The sequence below is a fragment of the Klebsiella sp. F11 genome (genome assembly GCF_056712265.1).
In genome coordinates this window covers 3479068-3501727 of record NZ_CM160060.1, presented here as the reverse complement: position 1 = coordinate 3501727, position 22660 = coordinate 3479068, and the positions used below count along the sequence as shown (strand labels likewise).

Annotated in this window: 22 protein-coding genes; 10 read left to right on the top strand and 12 right to left on the bottom strand. The window is 60.9% G+C overall.

Translation table 11 applies throughout. The features are described from left to right. Nucleotides 1-101: 101 nt before the first annotated feature. Both AC1M2H_RS17305 and agp read left to right on the top strand, forming a co-directional pair. The gene (locus tag AC1M2H_RS17305; protein ID WP_045854785.1) at nucleotides 102-461 is read left to right on the top strand and encodes a winged helix-turn-helix transcriptional regulator; all 360 of its coding nucleotides are present in this window, start codon (nucleotides 102-104) and stop codon (nucleotides 459-461) included. 99 nt (nucleotides 462-560) lie between these two features. Next, nucleotides 561-1808: a bifunctional glucose-1-phosphatase/inositol phosphatase gene (agp, locus tag AC1M2H_RS17300; RefSeq protein WP_480148320.1), complete on the top strand. Its 1248-nt coding sequence runs from the start codon at nucleotides 561-563 to the stop codon at nucleotides 1806-1808. Nucleotides 1809-1857: 49 nt separating this feature from the next. On the opposite strand, the gene AC1M2H_RS17295 is transcribed toward agp, so the two are convergent. After that, the gene (locus tag AC1M2H_RS17295) at nucleotides 1858-2085 is read right to left on the bottom strand and encodes a YccJ family protein (protein ID WP_480148319.1); all 228 of its coding nucleotides are present in this window, start codon (nucleotides 2083-2085) and stop codon (nucleotides 1858-1860) included. Nucleotides 2086-2105: 20 nt separating this feature from the next. Then, a complete protein-coding gene (wrbA, locus tag AC1M2H_RS17290) occupies nucleotides 2106-2702 on the bottom strand; it encodes an NAD(P)H:quinone oxidoreductase (RefSeq protein ID WP_426815168.1) in 597 nt (198 codons plus the stop codon). 382 nt (nucleotides 2703-3084) lie between these two features. Here wrbA and AC1M2H_RS17285 point away from each other — a divergent pair, with 382 nt between their 5' ends. Both AC1M2H_RS17285 and AC1M2H_RS17280 read left to right on the top strand, forming a co-directional pair. Beyond that, a complete protein-coding gene (locus AC1M2H_RS17285) occupies nucleotides 3085-3258 on the top strand; it encodes a con-10 family general stress protein (protein WP_041144912.1) in 174 nt (57 codons plus the stop codon). Nucleotides 3259-3431: 173 nt separating this feature from the next. Next, nucleotides 3432-4388 carry a DMT family transporter gene (locus tag AC1M2H_RS17280; RefSeq protein ID WP_480148318.1) on the top strand — a complete coding sequence of 319 codons (957 nt, stop codon included), beginning with the start codon at nucleotides 3432-3434 and terminating at the stop codon, nucleotides 4386-4388. Between the two features lie 20 nt (nucleotides 4389-4408). Here AC1M2H_RS17280 and rutG read toward each other — a convergent pair whose 3' ends face one another. The 7 genes from rutG to rutA are packed head-to-tail and all read right to left on the bottom strand — an operon-like array spanning nucleotide 4409 to nucleotide 9827. After that, nucleotides 4409-5728, bottom strand: coding sequence for a pyrimidine utilization transport protein G (gene rutG, locus AC1M2H_RS17275; protein WP_480148317.1), 1320 nt, complete (start codon nucleotides 5726-5728; stop codon nucleotides 4409-4411). Nucleotides 5729-5749: 21 nt separating this feature from the next. Next, a complete protein-coding gene (gene rutF / locus AC1M2H_RS17270; protein WP_480148315.1) occupies nucleotides 5750-6244 on the bottom strand; it encodes an NADH-dependent FMN reductase RutF in 495 nt (164 codons plus the stop codon). A gap of 9 nt (nucleotides 6245-6253) precedes the next feature. Beyond that, nucleotides 6254-6844, bottom strand: coding sequence for a malonic semialdehyde reductase (locus tag AC1M2H_RS17265; protein WP_480148314.1), 591 nt, complete (start codon nucleotides 6842-6844; stop codon nucleotides 6254-6256). Further along, entirely contained in the window at nucleotides 6841-7641 is an 801-nt protein-coding gene (gene rutD / locus AC1M2H_RS17260) for a pyrimidine utilization protein D (RefSeq protein ID WP_480148312.1), read from the bottom strand. Before rutD ends, AC1M2H_RS17265 begins: the two co-directional genes overlap by 4 nt. Next, on the bottom strand, nucleotides 7638-8033 hold the full coding sequence (gene rutC, locus AC1M2H_RS17255; RefSeq protein ID WP_480148311.1) for a pyrimidine utilization protein C: 396 nt from the start codon (nucleotides 8031-8033) through the stop codon (nucleotides 7638-7640). The genes rutD and rutC overlap by 4 nt, the downstream gene beginning before the upstream one ends. Then, a complete protein-coding gene (rutB, locus tag AC1M2H_RS17250; protein ID WP_480148310.1) occupies nucleotides 8026-8736 on the bottom strand; it encodes a pyrimidine utilization protein B in 711 nt (236 codons plus the stop codon). The genes rutC and rutB overlap by 8 nt, the downstream gene beginning before the upstream one ends. Continuing rightward, a complete protein-coding gene (gene rutA, locus AC1M2H_RS17245; protein WP_480151973.1) occupies nucleotides 8736-9827 on the bottom strand; it encodes a pyrimidine utilization protein A in 1092 nt (363 codons plus the stop codon). Before rutA ends, rutB begins: the two co-directional genes overlap by 1 nt. Nucleotides 9828-10112: 285 nt before the next feature. Here rutA and rutR point away from each other — a divergent pair, with 285 nt between their 5' ends. After that, entirely contained in the window at nucleotides 10113-10751 is a 639-nt protein-coding gene (gene rutR, locus AC1M2H_RS17240) for an HTH-type transcriptional regulator RutR (RefSeq protein ID WP_480148308.1), read from the top strand. Here the strand turns inward: rutR and AC1M2H_RS17235 are convergent. Both AC1M2H_RS17235 and putA read right to left on the bottom strand, forming a co-directional pair. Beyond that, nucleotides 10748-11143 carry a lysozyme inhibitor LprI family protein gene (locus AC1M2H_RS17235; RefSeq protein ID WP_480148307.1) on the bottom strand — a complete coding sequence of 132 codons (396 nt, stop codon included), beginning with the start codon at nucleotides 11141-11143 and terminating at the stop codon, nucleotides 10748-10750. The two genes, rutR and AC1M2H_RS17235, sit on opposite strands and share 4 nt — an antisense overlap. Nucleotides 11144-11267: 124 nt before the next feature. Continuing rightward, a complete protein-coding gene (gene putA, locus AC1M2H_RS17230; protein ID WP_480148306.1) occupies nucleotides 11268-15230 on the bottom strand; it encodes a trifunctional transcriptional regulator/proline dehydrogenase/L-glutamate gamma-semialdehyde dehydrogenase in 3963 nt (1320 codons plus the stop codon). Between the two features lie 480 nt (nucleotides 15231-15710). Between putA and putP the strand changes: the two genes are divergently transcribed. After that, a complete protein-coding gene (gene putP / locus AC1M2H_RS17225; protein ID WP_480148305.1) occupies nucleotides 15711-17219 on the top strand; it encodes a sodium/proline symporter PutP in 1509 nt (502 codons plus the stop codon). 146 nt (nucleotides 17220-17365) lie between these two features. Continuing rightward, the gene (locus tag AC1M2H_RS17220; protein WP_480148304.1) at nucleotides 17366-17800 is read left to right on the top strand and encodes a DUF3574 domain-containing protein; all 435 of its coding nucleotides are present in this window, start codon (nucleotides 17366-17368) and stop codon (nucleotides 17798-17800) included. Between the two features lie 71 nt (nucleotides 17801-17871). Here AC1M2H_RS17220 and AC1M2H_RS17215 read toward each other — a convergent pair whose 3' ends face one another. After that, nucleotides 17872-19056 carry a NupC/NupG family nucleoside CNT transporter gene (locus tag AC1M2H_RS17215; RefSeq protein ID WP_480148303.1) on the bottom strand — a complete coding sequence of 395 codons (1185 nt, stop codon included), beginning with the start codon at nucleotides 19054-19056 and terminating at the stop codon, nucleotides 17872-17874. Nucleotides 19057-19330: 274 nt separating this feature from the next. Between AC1M2H_RS17215 and efeU the strand changes: the two genes are divergently transcribed. From efeU to efeB, 3 genes are read left to right on the top strand one after another with little or no spacing between them, the layout of a single operon-like run. Further along, nucleotides 19331-20170, top strand: coding sequence for an iron uptake transporter permease EfeU (gene efeU, locus AC1M2H_RS17210; RefSeq protein WP_480148302.1), 840 nt, complete (start codon nucleotides 19331-19333; stop codon nucleotides 20168-20170). Nucleotides 20171-20218: 48 nt separating this feature from the next. Then, on the top strand, nucleotides 20219-21346 hold the full coding sequence (gene efeO / locus AC1M2H_RS17205; protein WP_480148301.1) for an iron uptake system protein EfeO: 1128 nt from the start codon (nucleotides 20219-20221) through the stop codon (nucleotides 21344-21346). 4 nt (nucleotides 21347-21350) lie between these two features. Continuing rightward, entirely contained in the window at nucleotides 21351-22634 is a 1284-nt protein-coding gene (gene efeB / locus AC1M2H_RS17200) for an iron uptake transporter deferrochelatase/peroxidase subunit (protein WP_480148300.1), read from the top strand. Nucleotides 22635-22660 lie beyond the last annotated feature (26 nt).

The window sequence follows — 22660 nt, the reverse complement described above, 5'->3', positions numbered from 1 at the left end:
CGTGATGCTCCCGTTCGCTTACTGGAAATCACACTATAAAAGCATTGGTATCCAAAAGGTACCAGGTACCAATTGGATACTAATGAGGGAAGAGGTGTGCTATGGCGAAAACAGCGGCGCAGGCTGCGGAAAATAATTTTGTCCCCCCGGTCTGCCCGATGACCAGCTTCGTTAACCTGATCGCCGGGAAGTGGGCGATCCCGGTGCTCTATCGGCTGATCGTGCTGAATGCTCCGCTGCGCTTCGGCGAACTGCTGCGCGCCATCGCCCCGATTACGCAAAAAGAGCTGACCCGCCAGCTGCGGCTGTTTGAGCAGCGCGGGCTGGTGTCGCGCCGCGTCTATCCGGAGATCCCGCCGCGGGTTGAGTACCAGATAACCGAGCTCGGGCTATCGATGCGCGAGGCGCTGCAGCCGCTGGCGGAGTGGATGAACCACAACGGCCACCGGCTTAAGCGCTAAAAGGATGCCCGCTGCCTCAGTTTGCGCGCTGCTGTCTGGCAAAATGTCATAAATTTGTCACAATCAGAGCGATGATAATCACTGACTGAGGGTAAAGGGATGAGAAAAAGTCTACTCGCCGGCGCGATCGCCGCCGGCGTTTTGCTATCTGCGGGCGTCCAGGCACAGGAGCCAGCGGCTCCGCAGGGCTATCAGCTCCAGCAGGTGCTGATCATGAGCCGTCACAACCTGCGCGCGCCGCTGGCGAATAACGGCAGCGTGCTGGAACAGTCAACGCCGAAATCGTGGCCGGAGTGGGACGTTCCCGGCGGCCAGCTGACCACCAAGGGTGGGGTGCTGGAAGTCTATATGGGGCATTATATGCGGGAGTGGCTGGCGCAGCAGGGGCTGGTGACCAGCGGCGAATGCCCGCCGGACAATGCGGTATATGCCTATGCCAATAGCCTGCAGCGTACCGTCGCCACCGCTCAGTTCTTTATCACCGGCGCCTTTCCCGGCTGCGGCGTAACCGTCCATCACCAGCCGCAAATGGGCACTATGGACCCAACCTTTAACCCTGTTATCACCGATGACTCCGCGGCGTTCGGCGAGAAAGCGGTGCAGGCGATGGAAAAAGAGCGGCAAAAAATGCAGCTCACCGACAGCTACAAGCTGCTCGAAGAGATGACCGACTATCGCAACTCGCCCTCCTGCAAAGAGAAGCAGCAGTGCTCGCTGAGCGACGGGAAAGACACCTTCAGCGCCAAAAATCAGCAGGAGCCGGGCGTCTCCGGGCCGCTGAAGGTCGGCAACTCGCTGGTGGATGCGTTCACCCTGCAGTATTACGAAGGCTTCCCGCAGGACCAGGTGGCGTGGGGCGAAATCAAAACCGATAAGCAGTGGCAGGTGCTGTCGAAGCTGAAAAACGGCTATCAGGACAGCCTGTTTACCTCAACGGAGGTGGCGCGCAACGTCGCTAAGCCGCTGGTGAAATATATCGACAAGGCGCTGGTGGGCGACGCGGCGCAGGCGGCGAAGGTGACGCTGCTGGTGGGGCATGACTCCAACATCGCTTCGCTGCTGACGGCGCTCGATTTTAAACCCTATCAGCTGCACGATCAGAACGAGCGCACGCCGATTGGCGGGAAAATCGTCTTCCAGCGCTGGCACGATAGCGGCAGCAACCGCGAGCTGATGAAGATTGAGTACGTCTATCAAAGCACCGCGCAGCTGCGCAACGCCGAGGCGCTGACGCTGCAGTCGCCGCCGCAGCGGGTGACCCTGGCGCTGAACGGCTGTCCGGTGGACGCCAACGGCTTCTGCCCGATGGAAACCTTTAAAACGGTGATGAACCAGGCCGCAAAATAAAACAAAAAACCCGGAACGGTCCGGGTTTTTTTATTCTGCCGCGTTGCGGCTACACGTTTTTACGCTCGATGGTTTGCTCGCCCCAGAACAGCGAATCCTTATCGGTTTTCGCAAAGGCCAGCGATAGCACGTCGTCGCTGCCTTCTTCCCAGATTTTTTCCGCTAACTTTTCATCGTATTTAGCTAATTCGAAAATCGCTTCGGCGATCTCCACCGAGGTATTGCGTAAACTTGCCCATTCACCGACGTGGTGAGCTTTTGCTTCTTGAGTTGGCATGCAGATCCTCCTGCTGAGGGTTAACCGTGTAATTTAACCGCCAGGCCGGCGACGTGTTCGCCCTGGTAGCGGGCGATCGCCAGCTCTTCCTCGCTCGGCTGACGAGAACCGTCGCCGCCGGCGATGGTAGTTGCGCCATACGGGGTCCCGCCGCGAACCACCGAGATATCAAATAATTCCTGCGCGCCGTAGCCAATCGGCACGATCACCATCCCGTGATGGGCGAGGGTGGTCCAGGTCGAGGTAATGGTCTGCTCCTGCCCGCCGCCGGTGCCGGTGGAGCTGAATACGCTGGCCAGCTTGCCGTACAGCGCGCCGGAGGCCCACAGGCCGCCCGTCTGATCGAGGAAGGTGCGCATCTGTCCGGACATGTTGCCGAAACGGGTTGGGGTACCAAAGATGATGGCGTCATACTCTGCCAGCTCCTGCGGCGTGGCGACGGGCGCATTTTGCGTTTTCCCGCCCGCTTTGGCGAAAGCCTCAGCATGCATAGTTTCCGGCACGCGCTTCACCACCACGTCCACGCCGTCTACTCTGTTCGCCCCTTCGGCGACGGCATGAGCCATGGTCTCGATGTGTCCATACATTGAATAATAAAGCACCAGAATTTTAGCCATTTGCATCACTCCTCGGTTGCGTTATAGGCCAGCCAGACGACTGGCTATCTTTAAAGATAAGGCCTCTGGCGGAGAGTGCAAATCTAACAATCATTTATTTGATTTATAACAAAATTGCAAAGATTGCTTTTGTCGCAAAAAGATACATTTTGCGCTGCGCTGTTTTCGTCCGCCTTAAGAGAGGCTTAGCGCACGGCAGGGGCGGAAATATGTCTGCAAAGCCGAAAGCTGTTGCAGGATGTTACTATTGGCGAGATGAATGAGTTTCGTTCGCTACGCTTAAAGGCACGCGATACGATAGTGGTGATGCCACAGGCCGCAGCCGCTGTGGCTGCGTATCGCGCGTAATGCACTATGATGTCTAACCAAGTGGAGGTCAGTGATGGCAAACCATCGTGGCGGTTCCGGCAACTTCGCCGAGGATCGTGAAAGAGCATCAGAAGCAGGTCGTAAAGGAGGTCAGCACAGCGGGGGGAACTTTAAAAACGATCCCCAGCGCGCCTCGGATGCGGGCAAAAAAGGGGGCAAAAACAGTCACGGCAATCGTCATAGCTGATGTGTCGCCAATGACGTTGAACGACCGTTTATGATGCGGGGTTAATCTCCCCCCGGCACCCTCCGCATCGCCCTCGCCGCCGGCAGCCGCCGGCGGTTTTTTTATCGCCGACGGTTGCGCTCGCGGCCGGCTGATTGCACACTAGCCGGCTACCACTCGTTACCGGCCACGCTATGTCTTCATGCAAATTCTCCATTAAACCCCAGGAAGCGATCCTCATCGCCATCACCATGTTCTGGGGCGGTACCTTCCTCGCCGTACAGTATGCCGTGACGCTCAGCGGGCCGTTCTTTTTTGTCGGCGTGCGTTTTGCTACCGCGGCGCTGGCGGTGGCCCTGCTATCGCTGCGCGTTATGCGCGGGCTGACGTGGCTTGAGCTGAAGGCCGGGGTAGCGATTGGCGTCTCGATCGCGCTGGGGTACAGCCTGCAAACCTGGGGCCTGCAGTCGATCTCCAGCAGCAAGTCGGCTTTTATTACCGCCATGTACGTGCCGTTGGTGCCGCTGCTGCAGTGGCTGTGCCTCGGGAAAATGCCGGGGGTGATGTCCTGCCTGGGGGGGGTGCTGGCGTTTACGGGGCTGATCCTGCTGGCCGGGCCGGAAAATAATCTGCTGGCGCTCGGCGTTGGCGAAGCGATCACCCTCGCCAGCGCGCTGGCGATCGCCGCGGAGATTATCTTAATCAGCGCCTGGGCCGGGAAGGTGGACGTCCGGCGGGTGACGGTGGTGCAGCTGGCCACCGCCTCGCTGGTGGCCTTTGCCGCGATGGTGCCGGCAGGGGAAGCTATCCCGGCGATGTCGCCGGGGCTGCTGGGCGTCGCGCTGGGGCTGGGCATTTTCAGCGCCATTATTCAGGTCACCATGAACTGGGCGCAGCGCAGCGTGTCGCCTACCAAAGCGACGCTTATTTATACCGGTGAGCCGGTGTGGGCGGGGATTTTTGGCCGCATCGCCGGCGAGCGTCTGCCGCTGTTGGCGCTGGTGGGCTGCGCCTTTATCGTGGCCGGCGTTCTGGTGAGCGAGCTGAAGCTGAAGCGGAAAAGGGCCTCCGATGTACAGGAGGCTCCGGCAGAGGTCGCGGCGCTGTCCGATCTTGCCGAGCGCCCGGACCCGGAATCCCGGTCGGCTTAGCGCGACCGGGAAACTCCCGTTTATACGATGGCGTTAGGCGCTTCCGCGACCCGCGCGCGGCGGTTAAGCAGCGCGTGTAGAAGGATGGCGCCAAAGGTCGCGGTGCCGATCCCGCCGAGGGTGAAGCCGCCCAGCGAGAGGGCAAAATCACCGGCGCCGAGCACCAGGGTTACCGCCACCATAATCAGGTTGCCGTTCTGGCTCAGATCGACCCGGTTTTGCACCCAGATCCGCGCCCCGGCCACCGCAATTAGCCCAAATACTACGATCGAGGCTCCGCCGATGACCGGCCCGGGAATGGTGTGGATCAGCGTGCCAAACTTGGGCGAAAACCCGAGCAGGACGGCAATCAGCGCGGCGGCAACGAACACCAGCGTCGAGTAGACTTTGGTTACCGCCATCACCCCGATATTCTCCGCATAGGTGGTCACGCCGCTACCGCCGACGGCGCCGGAAAGCATCGTCGCCAGCCCGTCGCCGACGAACGCCCGGCCCATGTAGGGGTCCATATTGCGCCCGGTCATTCCGGCCACCGCCTTCAGATGGCCGAGGTTCTCCGCCACCAGAATCACCGCCACGGGCGCAATCAGCATCATCGCCTGGCCGTTAAAGGTCGGAGAGGTGAAGTGGGGAAGACCAAACCACGCCGCCTGTTCCAGCAGGGAAAAATCGAGCGGCTTGCCCAGTCCGAGGCCGTTTGCCAGCAGCGCGTAGAGCACGCAGGCCGCGATCAGGCCGACGAGGATCAGCAGCCGCTGCAGCATGCCGCGGGTGAAGACCGCCACGAGGCCGATGCACAGTACCGTCAGCACCGCCATCCAGCCGTCAAACGGCGTCGCCGAAACGCTGTGTACCGCAATCGGCGCGAGGTTGAGGCCAATCGCCATCACCACCGCGCCGGTGACCACCGGCGGCATCAGGCGCTCAATCCAGCGGGTGCCGGCCTTCATCACCACCAGACCAATCAGGGTATAGAGCAGGCCGCAGACGATAATCCCGCCGAGGGCGACGTCCAGATGCGGGTTCAGCCCCTGGCCGTTAAAGCCGGTGACGGCGATGACCACCCCGACAAAGGCCGCGCTGGAACCCAGATAGCTCGGCACCCGGCCGCCGGTCACCAGGAAGAACAGCAGGGTGCCGATGCCTGACATCAATATCGACAGGTTGGGGTCGAGCCCCATCAGTATCGGCATCAGCACGGTGGCGCCGAACATGGCGACCGCGTGCTGCACGCCCATAACCGCGGTCTGTCCGACGGAGAGGCGTTCATCGGGGGCCACCACGCCGGACGCGGCGGAGGGGGAGGTTAACTGCCAGCGAGGAAAATCGAAAAGTGCCATGATGATATCCCGGGTTCAAGGTTAACAGGCTGGGCGCATAAGCGTGTGATAGCCGCGGTCGAACCACATCAACCCGCGCGGCTGCGGATGCTTGACGATGGCGGCGACCTCGCAGAACAGAATGTCGTGGCTGCCGACGCTGACGACCTGGCTGATGCGGCAGTCGAAGCTCGCCAGCGCGTCGTTCAGGCGCGGGCAGCCGGTGGCGCCGGGCTGCCATTCGGCGGCGGCGAAGCGCTCCGCCATCGGTGTTTTACCGCCAAACAGATTGGAGAGCGGCTCCTGTCCCGCCGCCAGGGTATTGACGCACAGCGCCTGATGCTGGCTGAAGGTCGGCCACACCGAGGCGGAGCGGTTCAGGCAAACCAGCAGCGTCGGCGGCTCGTCGGTCACGCTGCACACCGCGCTGGCGGTAAAGCCGGCGCGGCCCGCCGGGCCGTCGGTGGTAATAATGTTCACCGCGGCGCCGACCTGGGCCATGGCGTCGCGAAAGCTTTGTTTATCCGCTATAGGCATGGAGGCTCCTTATGCCAGCCGGCAGGCGTCGTCAAAGGCGAGGCGCGGCAGGCGATCGTAGAGCTTTGTTTCATCGCCGTAGCCGATGTTAATCAACAGGTTGCTTTTCCAGCCGCTGTCGGCAAAGAACGCCGCGTCGACCTTTTCCCGATCGAATCCCGACATCGGCCCGGTATCCAGGCCGAGGGCGCGGCAGGCGAAAATCAGATAGGCCGCCTGCAGGGAGCTGTTGCGGAACGCGGTCTCCTCGGCGAGCTGGGGGCTGGAGGTGAACCAGCTGCGGGCGTCGCCGTGGGGAAACAGCTCCGGCAGGAGATCGTAAAAGGCGCTGTCCCACGCCACGATGGCGGTGACCGGCGCGCGGAGGGTTTTTTCCACGTTGCCGCTGGAGAGCGTCGGGCGCAGCTTCTCTTTGCCCTCCGGGGTGCGGACAAAAACGATCCGCGCCGGGGAGCAGTTGGCCGAGGTTGGGCCCATTTTCATCAGCGCGTAAATTTCCTCCAGCAGGCTGTCGGCTACCGGCTTATCCAGCCAGCCGCTGTGGGTCCTGGCGTGGCTGAACAGCGTGTCGCAGGCGCTTTGGCTAATACTCTCACTCATAGATTCTCCTGGCCGGCGGGCAGCATCGCGGCCAGCCCGTCGCATAAAATAGGGTTGAAGGTCTCGGGATCGGTAACGTTACAAGCATGGCCGCCCCAGGCCATCTCTACCAGCTGGCTGCCGGGGATCGCGGCCTGCAGCGCGCGCGAACAGGAGGCGGGCACCAGCAGATCGTCATGGGCGCTGACGATCAGCGTCGGGCAGCTCAGCGTACCGGCCTGACGGGAGAAGTCGGCCTGCTTCAGCGCCTGTAGCCGCTTCAGCAGATTGTCCTTACCCTGAAAATGGCTGAGCGCCAGGGACTCCTCCGCCTCCAGCCGCGGGGCGCGGGCGGCCATCCACTCCGCCGGATAGAGGAACAGCGGCTGTGCTTCCACCCACGCCTGGGCGCCGCCGGTATGCAGCAGGCGTTCGCGCACCTGGAAGCAGCGGCGGGTGTGGGTCGACAGCGTCAGCCAGGCGTTGACCAGCACCAGCGCGCTGACCGCCCGGGGGTTGTCCAGCGCCAGCTGCAGGCCGATCAATCCTCCCAGCGCGTGGCCCACCAGCGCGAAGCGCGTAATTCCGGCCTTCTCCAGCGCCTGCCACAGCTCCTGAGCCATGGTCGCCATGCTGTAGGCGGCGGGCAGCGGGCCGGCGTTTTCGCCGGTGCCGTTCTGGTCATAGGTCACCAGCTGGTATCGCGCTGCCAGCGGCGCGCGCTGGGCGGTCCAGTAGCTGCCTGCGCCGCCCAGTCCGGCGCTCAGCACCACAACCGGAGCGCCCGCATAGGGCGCAGGGGCGATATTGAGCTTCATGGCGCCGGTTTCCCGATATGCGCCACCGTAGCGATCTCCACCAGCGCCTCGGGCTTCACCAGGCCGCACTGAATGCAGAACCGCGCCGGCTTATCGCCGGGGAAAAACTCGGCGTAGACTTCGTTAATCGCGGCGTAGTTTTTCCAGTCGGTGATAAAAATGCTGTTGAAGGTCACATCCGCCATACTGCCCCCCGCCGTTTCGATAACGCTGCGGATGGTCTGCAGAACGTGACGGGTTTGCGCCTTTGGGTCGCCGATGTAGACCACGTTGTTTTGCTTATCGAACGGCAGCGTGCCGGAGACATAGACCACGCCATCGGCCAGCGTGCCGGGAACGAAAGGGGCGATCGGCGTAGTGGTGCCGGGTGGAATAATGACCTGTTTAGGCATAACGTTTCTCCTCCGGGAACGGAACTGGGGTGGCGGGCTGCAGGGCGTCGCAGAAGCTGGCGACGTCGCTGACCCAGCCAAAGAAGGTCTCAATGTTGAACAGCGCCGCCTGCTGGGCGAAGGCCGGCCCGGCCTGGTGGGTGGCGTCCTCCAGCACGATGCCGAAATATTCGAGGAAGAAGCCGTCGCGCAGCGTCGACTCGACGCAGACGTTGGTGGCGATGCCGGTGAACACCAGGTGGCGAACGCCGTGGCTGCGTAAAATGCTGTCCAACTGGGTGTTGTAGAAGCCGCTGTAGCGCGGTTTTGGCAGCACTACGTCGCCCGGCTGCGGCTTGAGCTCATCAACCAGCTGGTAGTCCCAGCCGCCTTTAGCCAGCAGCTTGCCCTGCAGCTCGGGGCGGCGGCGCATGGTCTTCAGAGCGTTGGATTTATGGTAGTTCGGCGAGCCGGGGCCGCCGGCCTCCATGTACTGGTCGTCCCAGCCGTTCTGAAACCAGATAATCAGCATCCCGGCGGCGCGAGCGGCGGCGACGGCGGTGTTGATGTTGTCGATAACCGGCCGGGTGGCGGAGACGTCAAACCCGGCGAGGTCGAGATAGCCGCCCTGGCTGGCATAGGCGTTTTGCATATCCACCACGATCAGCGCGCTGTTTTGCGCCGCAAAGGTTAAGGGTTCCGGGCGAGCGGGAAGGGTAATCATCAGGCAACCTCGCGAGTAGCGGTAGCAATGTGGTCGCGGCAGCGCATCAGCGGCTGAATGCGCTCGCCGAAGGCGTCAATGCCGGAGAGGAAATCATCAAAGGTCAGCAGCACGCCGTCGGTACCGGGGACCGCGGCGACCTCATCGAGCATGCGGGCGACGTTGGCGTAAGAGCCGACGAGAGTGCCCATGTTGATATTGACCGCTGAGGTGGGGTCGGCCATCTGGCGGACGTTGGTATCGCTGCCGGAGCGGGTATCCTTCTGGCTCTGCTCGGTGAGCCACGCCAGCGCCTCTTCGTCGGCGCCGGCCTTGTAGTGCTCCCATTTGGCGCGCGCGGCTTCATCCGTTTCGTCGGCGATAACCATAAACAGCACGTACGAGCCGACGTCGCGGCCGGTTTTTTCCGCCGCCTGCATCATGCGCGCGGCGGTCGGGGCGAAGGCGGCCGGAGTGTTGACCCCTTTGCCGAAGCAGAAGTTGTAGTCGGCGTACTGGGCGGAGAAGGCCATACCGGCATCGCTCTGCCCGGCGCAGATCACCTTCATCGGCTGCGACGGCTGCGGGCTGACGCGGCAGTCGTTCATCGTGAAGTAGTCGCCCTTAAAGTCGCTCTGCCCGGTGCCCCACAGGTCGCGCAGCACCTGGACATATTCGCTGAGATAGTCGTAGCGGCTGGCGAAATAGTCATCCCCAGGCCAGATCCCCATCTGCTCGTACTCCGGTTTTTGCCAGCCGGTCACCAGGTTGACGCCGAAGCGGCCGCCGGAAATCGAGTCAATGGTGGAGGCCATGCGGGCGACGATGGCCGGCGGCAGGGTCAGGGTGGCGGCGGTGGCGTAGATTTGGATCCGCGAAGTCACCGCCGCGAGGCCCGCCATCAGGGTGAAGGATTCGAGATTGTGATCCCAGAATTCGGTTTTACCGCCAAAGCCGCGCAGCTTGATCATCGACAGCGCGAAGTCAAAGTTGTAATGCTCGGCTTTCTGCACAATCGCTTTATTCAGCTCAAACGTCGGCATGTACTGCGGGGCATGGGTGGAAATCAGCCAGCCGTTATTGCCGATCGGAACGAAGACACCAATTTTCATATGCACCTCTTTGCGCTCGTTAAACAAGAAGGCGTGCGGCGCTGCATCCTGCATCTTCCTGAGCCACCTCGCTAATCTGATAAAGCAAAGACGATGCCAGTTTTACAAAAGCCAATGTTATTAATGTGTTGATTAATAGTTGCCGGAAGTGAGGTCTGAAAAAGTAGACTAAATGGTCAAAATCAGTGCACGAATAAACGGCAGTTGTGCGCAATTGGGGTGCAGGAGGTCGTGTCGGCGATGGGCTTTTGCTATGCTGATGGCGTTGAATGAAGGAGATAATAAATGGCACAGGGCGCCGGGAAAAAAAGCGGCAAGCGTTCGCTGGCGGTGAGCGCAAAAAAAGAGGCTATCCTCGCCGCCGCGCTGGACGCGTTTTCGCAATTTGGCATTCACGGCACGCGGCTCGAGCAGGTTGCAGAGCTGTCCGGGGTCTCGAAAACCAATTTGCTCTACTACTATCCCTCGAAAGAGGCGCTGTACGTCGCCGTTTTGCAGCAGATTCTTACCATCTGGCTGGCGCCGCTGAAGGCCTTTCGCGAAGATATCAGCCCGCTGGTGGCGATCCGCGAGTACATCCGCCTGAAGCTGGAGGTCTCACGCGACCATCCGCAGGCCTCAAAGCTGTTCTGCCTCGAGATGCTGCAGGGCGCGCCGCTGCTGATGGGGGAGCTAACCGGCGATCTGAAAGCGCTGGTGGATGAAAAGTCGGCGATCGTTTCCGGCTGGGTCGAAAGCGGCAAGCTGGCGCCGGTCGACCCGCAGCATCTGATCTTTATGATCTGGGCCACCACGCAGCATTACGCCGATTTCGCCACCCAGATTGAGGCGGTGACCGGCGCAACGCTACGGGATGAAGCGTTCTTTCAGCAAACCGTGGAAAACGTCCAGCGGATGATCGTTGAAGGGATCCGGGTGCGCTAGTTGGCCGGCGGCAGCGGGCAGCTCTGATCGCCATCTTCGCACTGCAGCAGCGAGGAGAGGTACGATTCGCGCTCCACGGTTTTGTCCGCCATGCACTGGTTGATCAGCATCGGCTGGATGCTGCCGCCTTCGGCTCCGGAGGCCAAAAACGCGCAGTCGGCGTCGCGCAGCGCGATCCACGCCAGCTGGGATTTTTTCAGCAGCGCCTGCTGGCCGTCTGAGGCGCGCTTCAGCGCCTGCTGATAGGTCTGGTTGAGCTTGCCGTCGGCCGCCTGATACTGCGCCGCCGTGCACTGGTTCATCTCCATCTGATTATTGGCGTTAGCGCATTCGTCCGCCAGCGCCTGTCCGCTTGCGATCAGGGCGGCAAGAGCGAGAAAAGTGCGTTTCATTGTTCCACTCCCATACATAAAAAGGCCCCCGTCCGGGAGCCTTAATTAACCACAGCTTTGGCCTGCTGTCATCCGGTCCGCGATCCCCGGCCGCACGCTGGATAAGCGCCGCCGGGGATCGGCCCTAGCCGATAGTCATCAGGCTGGCGTTGCCGCCCGCCGCGGCGGTATTGACGCTCAGCGAGCGCTCGATATAGAGGCGCTCCAGCAGCAGGTTGCTCTCGCCGCGGGCGAATCCCTGTACCGAAACGATCGCCCCGTCGCGCGCCGCCACCTGCTCGCACAGCGCGCGCAGCTGATCGGAATCGCCGTGGTAAATCACCGCGTCGAAGGCCTGAGCGGTCAGTTCGGCCTCTTTGGCGAAGCGGATGCGCTCGCTGACTTCGCGCGGCAGCTTCTTCGCCAGATCGCGATGCAGGGCGTTATCCGGCCACAGGATCTCGCAGCCGACGGCGGTCACCGCCGCCAGCTGGGTCAGCGCATCCTGTTCATTATCCGCCACGCACAGCACGCGGTCGCGGGGGATAAAGGTCAGGGTGTTGCGCTCGCCGGTCGGCCCCGGCAGCAGACGCTGGGTGCCGGCCTGCGCCTGTTCGCTATACTGCCGGCACAGCGCCTGCAGCTCCGGCCGGCCGGCGGCCCACTGCTGCAGGGCGAGCAGCGGTTTTTCCAGCAGGGTTTTCAGCTGGGCGTCCAGCGGACGTTCCGCGTCCTGACGGGCGAGGGTGGCGCCGACGGCGTTGTGCGGACGGCTTGAGAGCAGACGGTAGAGATACAGCGGACCGCCGGCTTTCGGGCCGGTGCCCGATAGCCCTTCGCCGCCGAACGGCTGAACGCCAACCACCGCGCCGACCATATTACGGTTGACGTACAGGTTACCGACTTTTGCGCTGCCAGTGACCTGGGCAATGGTTTCGTCGATGCGGGTATGGACCCCGAGCGTCAGGCCGTAGCCGGAAGCGTTGATCTGCTCAACCAGCCGATCCAGCTCATTGCGACCGTAGCGCACCACGTGCAGGACCGGGCCAAAGACCTCTTTTTTCAGCTCGTCAAAGCTGTCGAGTTCGATAAGTGTCGGCGGAACGAAGGTCCCGCTCTGCCATTCGCGCGCGTCCTCACCGTTCTCGCGCACGGCCTGGAAGACGTTGCGCCCCTTGGCGCGCAGGGTCTGAATGTGACGCTCGATATTCTCTTTCGCCTCGGCGTCAATCACCGGCCCGATATCGGTGGTCAGGCGGCCGGGGTTGCCCATCCGGCATTCGCCCATCGCGCCGCGCAGCATGGTCAGCGTATGGTCGGCGATCTCCTCCTGCAGGCACAGCACCCGCAGGGCGGAGCAGCGCTGGCCGGCGCTATCGAAGGCGGAGGCCAGCACGTCAACCACCACCTGCTCGGTCAGCGCGGAGGAGTCGACGATCATCGCGTTCATGCCGCCGGTTTCGGCAATCAGCGGCGTCGGGCGCCCCTGGGCATCGAGGCGGCTGGCGATATTGCGCTGCAGCAGCGTCGCGACCTCGGTTGAGCCGGTAAACATCACCCCGCGCACGCGCTGGTCGCCGGTGAGCGCGGCGCCGACGGTTTCCCCGCGGCCCGGCAGTAGCTGGATAACGCCCGGCGGGACGCCGGCCTCCAGCAGAATCGCCACGCCCTGAGCGGCGATCAGCGGCGTCTGCTCGGCGGGTTTCGCCAGCACGCTGTTGCCCGCGGCCAGCGCGGCGGCAATCTGGCCGGTGAAGATCGCCAGCGGGAAGTTCCACGGGCTGATGCACACCACCGGACCCAGCGGACGGTGGGTTTCATTATCAAAGTCGTCGCGGACCTGGCCGGCGTAGTAGTGCAGGAAGTCCACAGCCTCGCGAACTTCGGCGATGGCGTTGCTGAAGGTTTTACCCGCTTCGCGCACCAGAATCCCGATCAGCGTCTGCGTTTGGCCTTCCATCAGGATCGCCGCGCGCTCAAGGATGGCCGCGCGCTCCTGCGGCGGAGTGGCGAACCAGATCGGCGCGCAGTTGACCGCGCTGGTCAGCGCCTGCTGCACCTCTTCGTCGCTGGCTTCGCGCACGTGGCCGACGATATCTTTCGGCTCCGCAGGGTTGACGATCGCCTGCAGCTCGCCTTCGGCAACCGGATGCTCCAGCATCGGCAGGGCCTGCCACTTATGCAGGGCGCTGTTGAGTAAAGAGGAGGAGAGGGAGGCGAGGCGGTGCTCGTTCGCCAGATCCAGTCCCGCCGAGTTGCTGCGGCCCTGACCATAGAGATCGCGCGGCAGCGGAATTTTCGGATGCGGCAGGCCGGCCTGGCCCTCCTGCTGGGCCAGCTTCTCCACCGCGCTGACCGGGTCGGCGACCAGCTCGTCAAGCGGCAGGCTGGTATCGGCGATGCGGTTGACGAAGGAGGTGTTGGCGCCGTTCTCCAGCAGACGGCGTACCAGGTAGGCCAGCAGGGTTTCGTGGGTGCCGACCGGGGCATAGATTCGGCACGGTCGGTTGAGCTTACCGTCGGCCACTTTACCCACTACCTGCTCGTACAGCGGCTCGCCCATGCCGTGCAGGCACTGGAATTCGTACTGTCCCGGATAGTAGTTTTGCCCCGCCAGCTGGTAAATAGCCGCCAGGGTGTGGGCGTTATGGGTGGCGAACTGCGGGTAGATCAGGTTCGGCACCGTCAGCAGCTTTTTCGCGCAGGCGAGATAGGAGACGTCGGTATACACCTTGCGGGTATAAACCGGATAGCCTTCCAGGCCGTCCATCTGCGCGCGCTTGATTTCGCTATCCCAGTAGGCGCCTTTAACCAGGCGGATCATCAGACGGCGGCGGCTGCGGGTGGCAAGATCGATCAGCGAGTCAATGACGAACGGACAGCGCTTCTGATAGGCCTGAATGACGAAGCCGATCCCGTTCCAGCCCGCCAGCTCCGGCTCAAAGCACAGCTTCTCCAGCAGGTCGAGCGAGATCTCCAGGCGATCGGCCTCTTCGGCGTCGATGTTGATGCCGATATCGTACTGGCGCGCCAGCAGGGTTAACGACTTCAGGCGCGGATAGAGCTCTTCCATCACCCGATCGTACTGCGCGCGGCTGTAGCGCGGGTGCAGGGCGGAGAGCTTGATGGAGATCCCCGGGCCCTCGTAGATGCCGCGGCCGTTGGAGGCTTTGCCGATAGCGTGGATAGCCTGCTGGTAGGAGACCATATAGGCCTGGGCGTCGGCGGCGGTCAGCGCCGCTTCCCCGAGCATATCGTAGGAGTAGCGGAAGCCTTTCTCTTCCCGCTTGCGGGCGTTGGCCAGCGCTTCGGCGATGGTTTCGCCGGTGACGAACTGTTCGCCCATCAGGCGCATCGCCATATCGACGCCTTTGCGGATCAGCGGTTCGCCGCTTTTGCCAATGATGCGGTTCAGCGAGCGCGACAGGCTGGTTTCATTGTGGGTGGAGACCAGTTTGCCGGTAAACAGCAGTCCCCAGGTGGCGGCGTTTACGAACAGCGACGGGCTGCGGCCGATATGCGACTGCCAGTTACCGTTGCTGATCTTGTCGCGAATAAGGGCGTCGCGGGTGGCTTTATCCGGAATACGCAGCAGCGCCTCCGCTAGGCACATCAGCGCCACGCCCTCCTGCGAGGAGAGGGAGAACTCCTGCAGCAGGCTCTGCACCATGCCGGCGCGCCCGCTGGCGGTTTTTTGATTGCGCAGCTTTTCCGCCAGCGTCCAGGCCAGCTTATGCGCCTGTTCGCCCAGCGCCTGCGGCAGACGGGCCTGCTCGAGGAGCATCGGCACGGCGTCGGTTTCGGCGCGGCGATACGCTGCGGTAATGTCCGCCCGCGCCACCGACTGGGGCAGGATCTGCTCGGCAAATTCAAGGAACGGCTGGTACGGCTCTTCGGTCAAAGGACCCGATTCGTCGCTTTCGTTGGCCGCGCCGGAGAGCAGCGCCGGCAGCTCGGGCAGCGATTCATCGCTCTCCAGCTTTTCCAGATAGTTGAAAATCGCCTGCTTAATCAGCCAGTGCGGCGTGCGGTCGATACGGCTGGCGGCGGACTTGATGCGGTCGCGTGTGGCTTCGTCAAGTTTAACGCCCATGGTGGTGGTGCCCATGTCAGGAACTCCTGTTATTGGTCATTCGCTGCATTCATTGCCCGGCCTTGCTGGCGCGGCATGCTGCGGCGAATTTGGCCTCTGTGCGGTTATGCGGTTGCGTAGGAATATCTACTATGTTGCAACTTTGTGCAACCTTGTTAATCGCAACTTGTGGGCCAGGTTGAAAAAGGCGCTTATTGTTAAATTTAATCGCAGAACTGGTGACGGTATAACCTTTATTAAATGACGTATTTATCTGCGTCAGTTAACAGTTTTACCCGGTGCAACCGATAAAAACGTGAGAGAGTGCAACTTATAACAAAATGAGGTTTGGCCATTGGCGGAATTAGTGTAAATGCTGTGTTAAATCGTTTGTGAAAAACCGAAGCTTCCGTCAGGATACGGTCGCCCAATACAACCCTTATGCCATTACCCCGTTCCGGTAGTGGAATAAACGACAAATCTGGACGTTGTCGACAAAAAAATCTGGAGATTTGCATGGCTATTAGCACACCGATGTTGGTGACTTTTACTGTTTATATATTTGGCATGGTACTGATCGGGTTTATTGCCTGGCGATCGACGAAGAACTTCGATGATTATATTCTTGGCGGCCGCAGCCTCGGGCCATTCGTGACCGCGCTGTCCGCCGGGGCCTCGGATATGAGCGGCTGGCTGCTGATGGGGCTGCCGGGAGCCATATTTCTTTCCGGTATTTCCGAGAGCTGGATTGCCATCGGCCTGACCCTGGGGGCGTGGATTAACTGGAAGCTGGTGGCCGGGCGCCTGCGCGTTCATACCGAGGCGAATAACAACGCCCTGACCCTGCCGGACTATTTCACCGGCCGCTTTGAAGATAACAGCCGGGTGCTTCGTATTATCTCCGCGCTGGTTATTTTGCTGTTCTTCACAATTTATTGCGCCTCCGGCATCGTTGCCGGCGCGCGTCTGTTTGAAAGCACCTTCGGCATGAGCTACGAAACGGCGCTGTGGGCCGGTGCCGCCGCGACGATTATTTATACCTTCGTCGGCGGATTCCTCGCGGTAAGCTGGACCGATACCGTGCAGGCCAGCCTGATGATCTTCGCCCTGATCCTGACGCCGATGATGGTGATTATTTCCGTCGGCGGCTTCGGCGATTCGCTGGAGGTGATTAAGCAAAAGAGCATTGAAAACGTCGATATGCTAAAAGGGCTTAATTTCGTCGCCATTATCTCGCTGATGGGCTGGGGGCTGGGCTACTTTGGACAACCGCATATTCTGGCCCGCTTTATGGCCGCGGACTCCCACCACAGCATCGTCCACGCGCGCCGCATCAGCATGACGTGGATGATCTTCTGCCTGGCGGGCGCGGTGGCGGTTGGCTTCTTCGGCATCGCGTGGTTTAACAACAATCCGGCGCTGGCCGGGGCGGTCAATCAGAACTCCGAGCGCGTCTTTATTGAACTGGCGCAAATCCTGTTTAACCCGTGGATTGCCGGGATCCTGCTGTCGGCGATTCTGGCGGCGGTGATGTCAACCCTGAGCTGCCAGCTGCTGGTCTGCTCCAGCGCGATCACCGAGGATTTATACAAGGCCTTCCTGCGTAAGAACGCCGGCCAGCAGGAGCTGGTGTGGATCGGCCGGGTAATGGTGCTGGTGGTGGCGCTGGTATCGATTGCGCTGGCGGCTAACCCGGAAAACCGCGTGCTGGGCCTGGTGAGCTACGCGTGGGCGGGCTTCGGCGCGGCCTTCGGTCCGGTGGTGCTGTTTTCGGTGATGTGGTCGCGCATGACCCGCAACGGCGCGCTGGCCGGGATGATTATCGGCGCGCTGACTGTCATCGTCTGGAAGCAATTTGGCTGGCTGGGCCTGTACGAAATTATCCCCGGCTTTATCTTCGGCAGCCTCGGGATCGTGGTCTTCAGCCTGCTGGGCAAGGCGCCTTCGGCAGCGATGCAGCAGCGTTTTGCCGAGGCCGACGCGCACTATCACTCCGCGCCGCCGGTACCTGCGACCGCAGAGTAACCCTCGGCCTTCTGCTATAGCCCGCCGTCGGCGGGCTTTTTTGTGCCTGCGGCTCGCCTCCGCTGGTCGATGTGGGCTGGCGTCCTCTTGCTAATTCTCTGAAAATACGCTGATATCTCAGCACAAATAACAATGAGGATAGCAATATGAGTTTCAGACAGGGTGCGCTGGCGTTGGTGCTGGCAGGGCTGCTTGGCGGCTGCGTGGCGCCGGGCAAAACCACCGTTTCAGCGCCGGCAGCCGGCGCCTGCCCGGCGGACAATACGATGGAGCAGACCACGCTGTACTTCGGCCTCAGTCGTCCGGCGGGTAAAGATATCATCCCCGCGGAGTGGCAGCAGTTTGTTGATCGCGATGTCACCCCGCGCTTTCGCGATGGTTTGACGGTGTTTGACGCCCGCGGCCAGTGGCTGGGTAACGACGGTAGCGTTGCCCGCGAGCAGAGCAAGGCGCTGATGCTGATCCACGCTAAAGATGCGAAGAGCGAAGAGGGGATTGAAGCGCTGCGCACGCTCTATAAGTCGCGCTTCGCCCAGGAGTCGGTGATGCGCGTCGATCGCCAGGTTTGCGTGCATTTCTAAAAATCGTTCATTTATAAATAGAAGGCGGGGCCACGCCGGCCCCGCCTTGATTGTCTCCGCTGGCGTCTCGCTTACAGCACCAGCCCGGCGAAGCTGGCGGAGAGCAGGCTGACCAGCGTCGCGCCGTAGACCAGGCGCAGGCCGAAGCGGGAGACGATGTTGCCCTGCGGCTCGTTAAGCCCTTTAATGGCGCCGGCGATAATGCCAATCGAGGCGAAGTTGGCAAAAGAGACCAGGAAGACCGACAGAATGCCCAGCCCGCGCTGCGTCATGCCGGCGGCAATTTTCTGCAGCTCGATCATCGCGACAAATTCGTTGGCTACCAGCTTGGTCGCCATAATACTCCCGGCGTTCAGCGCGTCGCTGAGCGGAATACCAATCAGCCACGCCAGCGGGTAAAAGACGTAGCCCAGAATCTGCTGGAAGCTGAGGCCAAATAGGGTGGCGAAGAGGGCGTTAACGGCGCTGATTAAGGCAATAAAGCCGATCAGCATCGCCAGAATAATCATCGCCACCTTGAAGCCCGCCAGAATATATTCGCCGAGCATTTCAAAGAAGCTCTGCGACTCATGCAGCTTCTCCAGCTTAATCTCCTGTTCGCTGCCCGGGCGCGTCGGGTTAATAATCGACAGCACAATAAAGGTGCTGAACATATTGAGGATCAGCGCCGCGACGACGTATTTCGCCTCCAGCATGCTCATATAGGCGCCGACAATCGACAGCGATACCGTCGACATCGCGGTGGCGGCCATGGTGAACAGGCGGCGGGAGGAGAGATCGCCGAGCACGCCTTTATAGGCGATGAAGTTTTCCGACTGCCCGAGGATCAGTGAGCTGACCGCGTTAAAGGACTCGAGCTTGCCCATGCCGTTGACTTTAGACAGCAGGGTGCCGATGACGCGAATAAAAATGGGCAGAATGCGCCAGTGCTGAAGAATACCAATCAGCGCCGAGATAAAGACAATCGGACACAGCACGCCGAGGAAAATAAAGGCCAGCCCTTTTTCACCCATGCCGCCAAATACAAAATTGGTGCCCTCGGCGGCAAAGCCGAGTAATGAGGTGAAAAAGCCGGAGATATTTTTAACTATCCACAGGCCGCTTTCGGCGTGGAGAAAAAAGAAAGCCAGCGCAATTTCAATAACAATTAACTGGATAATATAGCGAACGCGGATTTTTTGTCGGTCGTAGCTGGCAAGCCAGGCAAGGCCGAGGATAACCGCCAGCGCCAGCAGGAAGTGTAAAAACTGTGTCATATTGTTCTTTTCGCAGGTAAATAAGGCCGCTATTTAGCCACAGCCGCTACGCCCGGTAAATATTCTGCTGCGAAAAAACCGCCGATCCCGCCCGCCGCCGCGGGGGCAGGAGAATGCTTGCCTAAGTAATTATTTTCCAGCAATTAATTTACAACTCGTCACTATTCTCTACACATTTCACTTGTGTTTCTGATTATTGTAATGATAATCACTATCAGAAATATTTACCTATCTTTGCATCCGTTGACGGCGGCTCACATTTAAGGATGTCGGCATGTTTGTTCCATTTCTCATCATGTTACGTGAAGGTCTGGAAGCAGCGCTGATTGTCAGCCTGATCGCCAGCTACCTGAAGCGCACTCAGCGCGGAAATTTGATTGGCGTAATGTGGGTTGGGGTGATCCTCGCGGCGGCGCTGTGCCTCGGGCTGGGGATCTTTATCAACGAAACCACCGGCGAATTTCCGCAGCGTGAACAGGAGCTGTTTGAGGGCATCGTGGCGCTGGTCGCGGTCTTTATCCTGACCTGGATGGTGTTCTGGATGCGCAAAGTGTCGCGTAACGTGAAGCAGCAGCTGGAGCAGGCGGTGGATAACGCCCTGCAGCGCGGTAATAACCACGGCTGGGCGCTGGTGATGATGGTCTTTTTTGCCGTGGCGCGAGAAGGACTGGAGTCGGTATTTTTCCTGCTGGCGGCGTTCCAGCAGGATGTCGGCATCTGGCCGCCGCTGGGCGCGATGCTTGGCCTCGCCACCGCAATCGTCCTCGGCTTCCTGCTGTACTGGGGCGGCATCCGTCTTAACCTCGGCGTCTTCTTCAAGTGGACCAGCCTGTTTATCCTGCTGGTCGCCGCAGGCCTCGCCGCCGGCGCCATTCGCGCCCTTCACGAGGCCGGGCTGTGGAACCACTTCCAGGACGTGGCGTTCGATCTGAGCGGCGTGCTGTCAACGCACAGCCTGTTCGGCACCTTGCTTGAAGGGATCTTCGGCTATCAGGAAGCGCCGACCGTCAGCGAAGTGGCGGTGTACTTTATCTATTTGATTCCGGCGCTGGTGCTGTTTGCGCTGCCGCCGCGTAGCAATCCAGCAGCCTCGCGTACCGCCCCGCTTAAGTAGGGCGCCGCAGGATATATCGTTACCACATACTTACCGAAAGGGATGATCATGATGACTCATTTTCGCCGTAGTGCGCTGCAGCTTGCCGTCGCAGCGTTGTTCAGCTCCGCCTTTTGCGCCCAGGCTGCGGATATTCCGCAGGTAAAAGTGACCGTTAATGACAAGCAGTGTGAACCGATGGACGTAACCGTGAAGGCGGGTAAAACGCAGTTCATCATTCAGAACCATAGCCAGAAGGCGCTGGAGTGGGAGATCCTCAAGGGCGTGATGGTGGTGGAAGAGCGCGAAAACATCGCCCCGGGCTTTACGCAAAAGCTGACCGCTAACCTGCAGCCAGGCGAATACGATATGACCTGCGGCCTGCTGACCAACCCGAAAGGCAAGCTGACCGTCACCGGTACGGCCACCAAAGATGCGGCGAAAGCCGACGCGCTGCTGAGCCTCGGCGATGCGATCACCGCCTATAAAGCCTACGTCACGGCACAAACCGCCGAGCTGGTTTCCGGCACCAAAGCCTTCACCGACGCGGTGAAAGCGGGCGATATCGAAAAAGCGAAAGCGCTGTACGCCCCGACGCGTCAGCACTACGAGCGCATCGAGCCGATCGCCGAGCTGTTCTCCGATCTTGACGGCAGCATTGACGCCCGTGAAGACGACTATGAGAAGAAGGCGGAAGATCCGAAGTTCACCGGCTTCCACCGTCTGGAAAAAGCCCTGTATGGCGACAACAGCACCAAGGGCATGGAGAGCTATGCCGACCGCCTGAATACCGACGTGCTGGAGCTGCAAAAACGCATCAGCGAGCTGGCGTTCCCGCCGTCTAAAGTGGTGGGCGGCGCTGCCGACCTGATTGAAGAAGTCGCCGCCAGCAAAATCAGCGGCGAAGAAGATCGCTACAGCCACACCGACCTGTGGGACTTCCAGGCTAACGTCGACGGCGCGCAGAAAATTGTCGACCTGCTGCGTCCGCAGCTGCAAAAAGAGAACGGCGCGCTGCTGGCGAAAGTTGACGCTAACTTCAAGAAAGTTGACGTGATTCTCGCGAAATACCGCACCAAAGACGGCTATGAAACCTATGACAAGCTGACCGATGCGGATCGTAATGCGCTGAAAGGCCCGATCACCACCCTGGCGGAAGATTTGGCTCAGCTGCGCGGGATCCTGGGTCTGGACTAAGCCGATGGCAGAACAGAAGCAATCCGACGTGAATGAGCCTTCACGTCGTCGGTTATTAAAAGGGATCGGCGCGCTAGGCGGCGCGCTGGCCATCGCCGGCGGCTGTCCGGTTGCCCATGCGGCCAAAAGCACCAGCTCGCCGGGAACGCTGGCGCCCAACGCGCGTATGGAGGCGCAGCCCTTTTATGGGCCGCACCAGGCGGGGATCCTCACCCCGCAGCAGGCCGCGATGATGCTGGTGGCCTTCGACGTGCTGGCCAGCGATAAGGCCGACCTCGAGCGCCTGTTCCGTCTGCTGACCCAGCGGATTGCCTTCCTGACCAAAGGCGGGCCGGCGCCGGACACGCCGAATCCGCGCCTGCCGCCGATGGACTCGGGCATTCTTGGGCCGTGGATCGCCCCGGATAACCTGACGATGACCGTGTCGGTCGGCCATTCGCTGTTTGACGAGCGCTACGGGCTCGCGGAACACGCGCCGAAGAAGCTGCAGAAGATGACGCGCTTTCCTAACGATTCGCTGGATGCCGCGCTCTGTCACGGCGATCTGCTGCTGCAAATTTGCGCCAACACCCAGGATACGGTGATCCACGCCCTGCGCGATGTGATTAAGCATACCCCGGATCTGCTGAGCGTCCGCTGGAAGCGCGAGGGTTTTATCTCCGATAGCGCCGCGCGGAGCAAAGGCAAAGAGACGCCGGTTAACCTTCTGGGCTTTAAGGACGGCACGGCGAACCCGGTCAGCACCGACAGCGCGCTGATGGATGAGGTGGTATGGGTCACCGCCGGCCAGGGAGAACCGGCGTGGGCGACGGGCGGCAGCTATCAGGCGGCGCGGATTATCCAGTTCCACGTGGAGTTCTGGGATCGCACGCCGCTGAAAGAGCAGCAGACGATTTTCGGTCGCGACAAGCACAGCGGCGCGCCGCTGGGGATGCAGCACGAGCACGACGTGCCGGATTACGCTAAGGATCCCGATGGCGATATTATCGCCCTCGATAGCCACATCCGCCTCGCCAACCCGCGCACGCCGCAGACGCAGTCGAACCTGATGATGCGTCGCGGCTACAGCTATTCGCTTGGGGTGACCAACTCCGGACAGCTGGATATGGGGCTGCTGTTTGTCTGCTATCAGCACGATCTGGAAAAAGGTTTCCTGACGGTGCAAAAGCGGCTCAACGGCGAAGCGCTGGAGGAGTACATTAAACCTATTGGCGGCGGCTACTTCTTTGCGCTGCCGGGCGTGGCGGATAGCCAGCACTACCTGGCGCAGTCGCTGATTGAAGCCTGACGTTCCTGCCCGCAAGGGCAGGGCGT

What these genes read in the sequence shown, in the direction of transcription:
- efeO (WP_480148301.1), top strand. Translation starts at nt 20,219, where the DNA reads ATGATGACTCATTTTCGCCGTAGTGCGCTGCAGCTTGCCGTCGCAGCG.
- wrbA (WP_426815168.1), bottom strand. Translation starts at nt 2,702, where the DNA reads ATGGCTAAAATTCTGGTGCTTTATTATTCAATGTATGGACACATCGAG.
- AC1M2H_RS17215 (WP_480148303.1), bottom strand. Translation starts at nt 19,056, where the DNA reads ATGACACAGTTTTTACACTTCCTGCTGGCGCTGGCGGTTATCCTCGGC.
- putA (WP_480148306.1), bottom strand. Translation starts at nt 15,230, where the DNA reads ATGGGCACCACCACCATGGGCGTTAAACTTGACGAAGCCACACGCGAC.
- AC1M2H_RS17265 (WP_480148314.1), bottom strand. Translation starts at nt 6,844, where the DNA reads ATGAGTGAGAGTATTAGCCAAAGCGCCTGCGACACGCTGTTCAGCCAC.
- putP (WP_480148305.1), top strand. Translation starts at nt 15,711, where the DNA reads ATGGCTATTAGCACACCGATGTTGGTGACTTTTACTGTTTATATATTT.
- efeB (WP_480148300.1), top strand. Translation starts at nt 21,351, where the DNA reads ATGGCAGAACAGAAGCAATCCGACGTGAATGAGCCTTCACGTCGTCGG.
- efeU (WP_480148302.1), top strand. Translation starts at nt 19,331, where the DNA reads ATGTTTGTTCCATTTCTCATCATGTTACGTGAAGGTCTGGAAGCAGCG.
- AC1M2H_RS17285 (WP_041144912.1), top strand. Translation starts at nt 3,085, where the DNA reads ATGGCAAACCATCGTGGCGGTTCCGGCAACTTCGCCGAGGATCGTGAA.
- AC1M2H_RS17235 (WP_480148307.1), bottom strand. Translation starts at nt 11,143, where the DNA reads ATGAAACGCACTTTTCTCGCTCTTGCCGCCCTGATCGCAAGCGGACAG.
- rutF (WP_480148315.1), bottom strand. Translation starts at nt 6,244, where the DNA reads ATGCCTATAGCGGATAAACAAAGCTTTCGCGACGCCATGGCCCAGGTC.
- agp (WP_480148320.1), top strand. Translation starts at nt 561, where the DNA reads ATGAGAAAAAGTCTACTCGCCGGCGCGATCGCCGCCGGCGTTTTGCTA.
- rutA (WP_480151973.1), bottom strand. Translation starts at nt 9,827, where the DNA reads ATGAAAATTGGTGTCTTCGTTCCGATCGGCAATAACGGCTGGCTGATT.
- AC1M2H_RS17220 (WP_480148304.1), top strand. Translation starts at nt 17,366, where the DNA reads ATGAGTTTCAGACAGGGTGCGCTGGCGTTGGTGCTGGCAGGGCTGCTT.
- rutB (WP_480148310.1), bottom strand. Translation starts at nt 8,736, where the DNA reads ATGATTACCCTTCCCGCTCGCCCGGAACCCTTAACCTTTGCGGCGCAA.
- rutG (WP_480148317.1), bottom strand. Translation starts at nt 5,728, where the DNA reads ATGGCACTTTTCGATTTTCCTCGCTGGCAGTTAACCTCCCCCTCCGCC.
- rutC (WP_480148311.1), bottom strand. Translation starts at nt 8,033, where the DNA reads ATGCCTAAACAGGTCATTATTCCACCCGGCACCACTACGCCGATCGCC.
- rutR (WP_480148308.1), top strand. Translation starts at nt 10,113, where the DNA reads ATGGCACAGGGCGCCGGGAAAAAAAGCGGCAAGCGTTCGCTGGCGGTG.
- AC1M2H_RS17305 (WP_045854785.1), top strand. Translation starts at nt 102, where the DNA reads ATGGCGAAAACAGCGGCGCAGGCTGCGGAAAATAATTTTGTCCCCCCG.
- AC1M2H_RS17280 (WP_480148318.1), top strand. Translation starts at nt 3,432, where the DNA reads ATGTCTTCATGCAAATTCTCCATTAAACCCCAGGAAGCGATCCTCATC.
- rutD (WP_480148312.1), bottom strand. Translation starts at nt 7,641, where the DNA reads ATGAAGCTCAATATCGCCCCTGCGCCCTATGCGGGCGCTCCGGTTGTG.
- AC1M2H_RS17295 (WP_480148319.1), bottom strand. Translation starts at nt 2,085, where the DNA reads ATGCCAACTCAAGAAGCAAAAGCTCACCACGTCGGTGAATGGGCAAGT.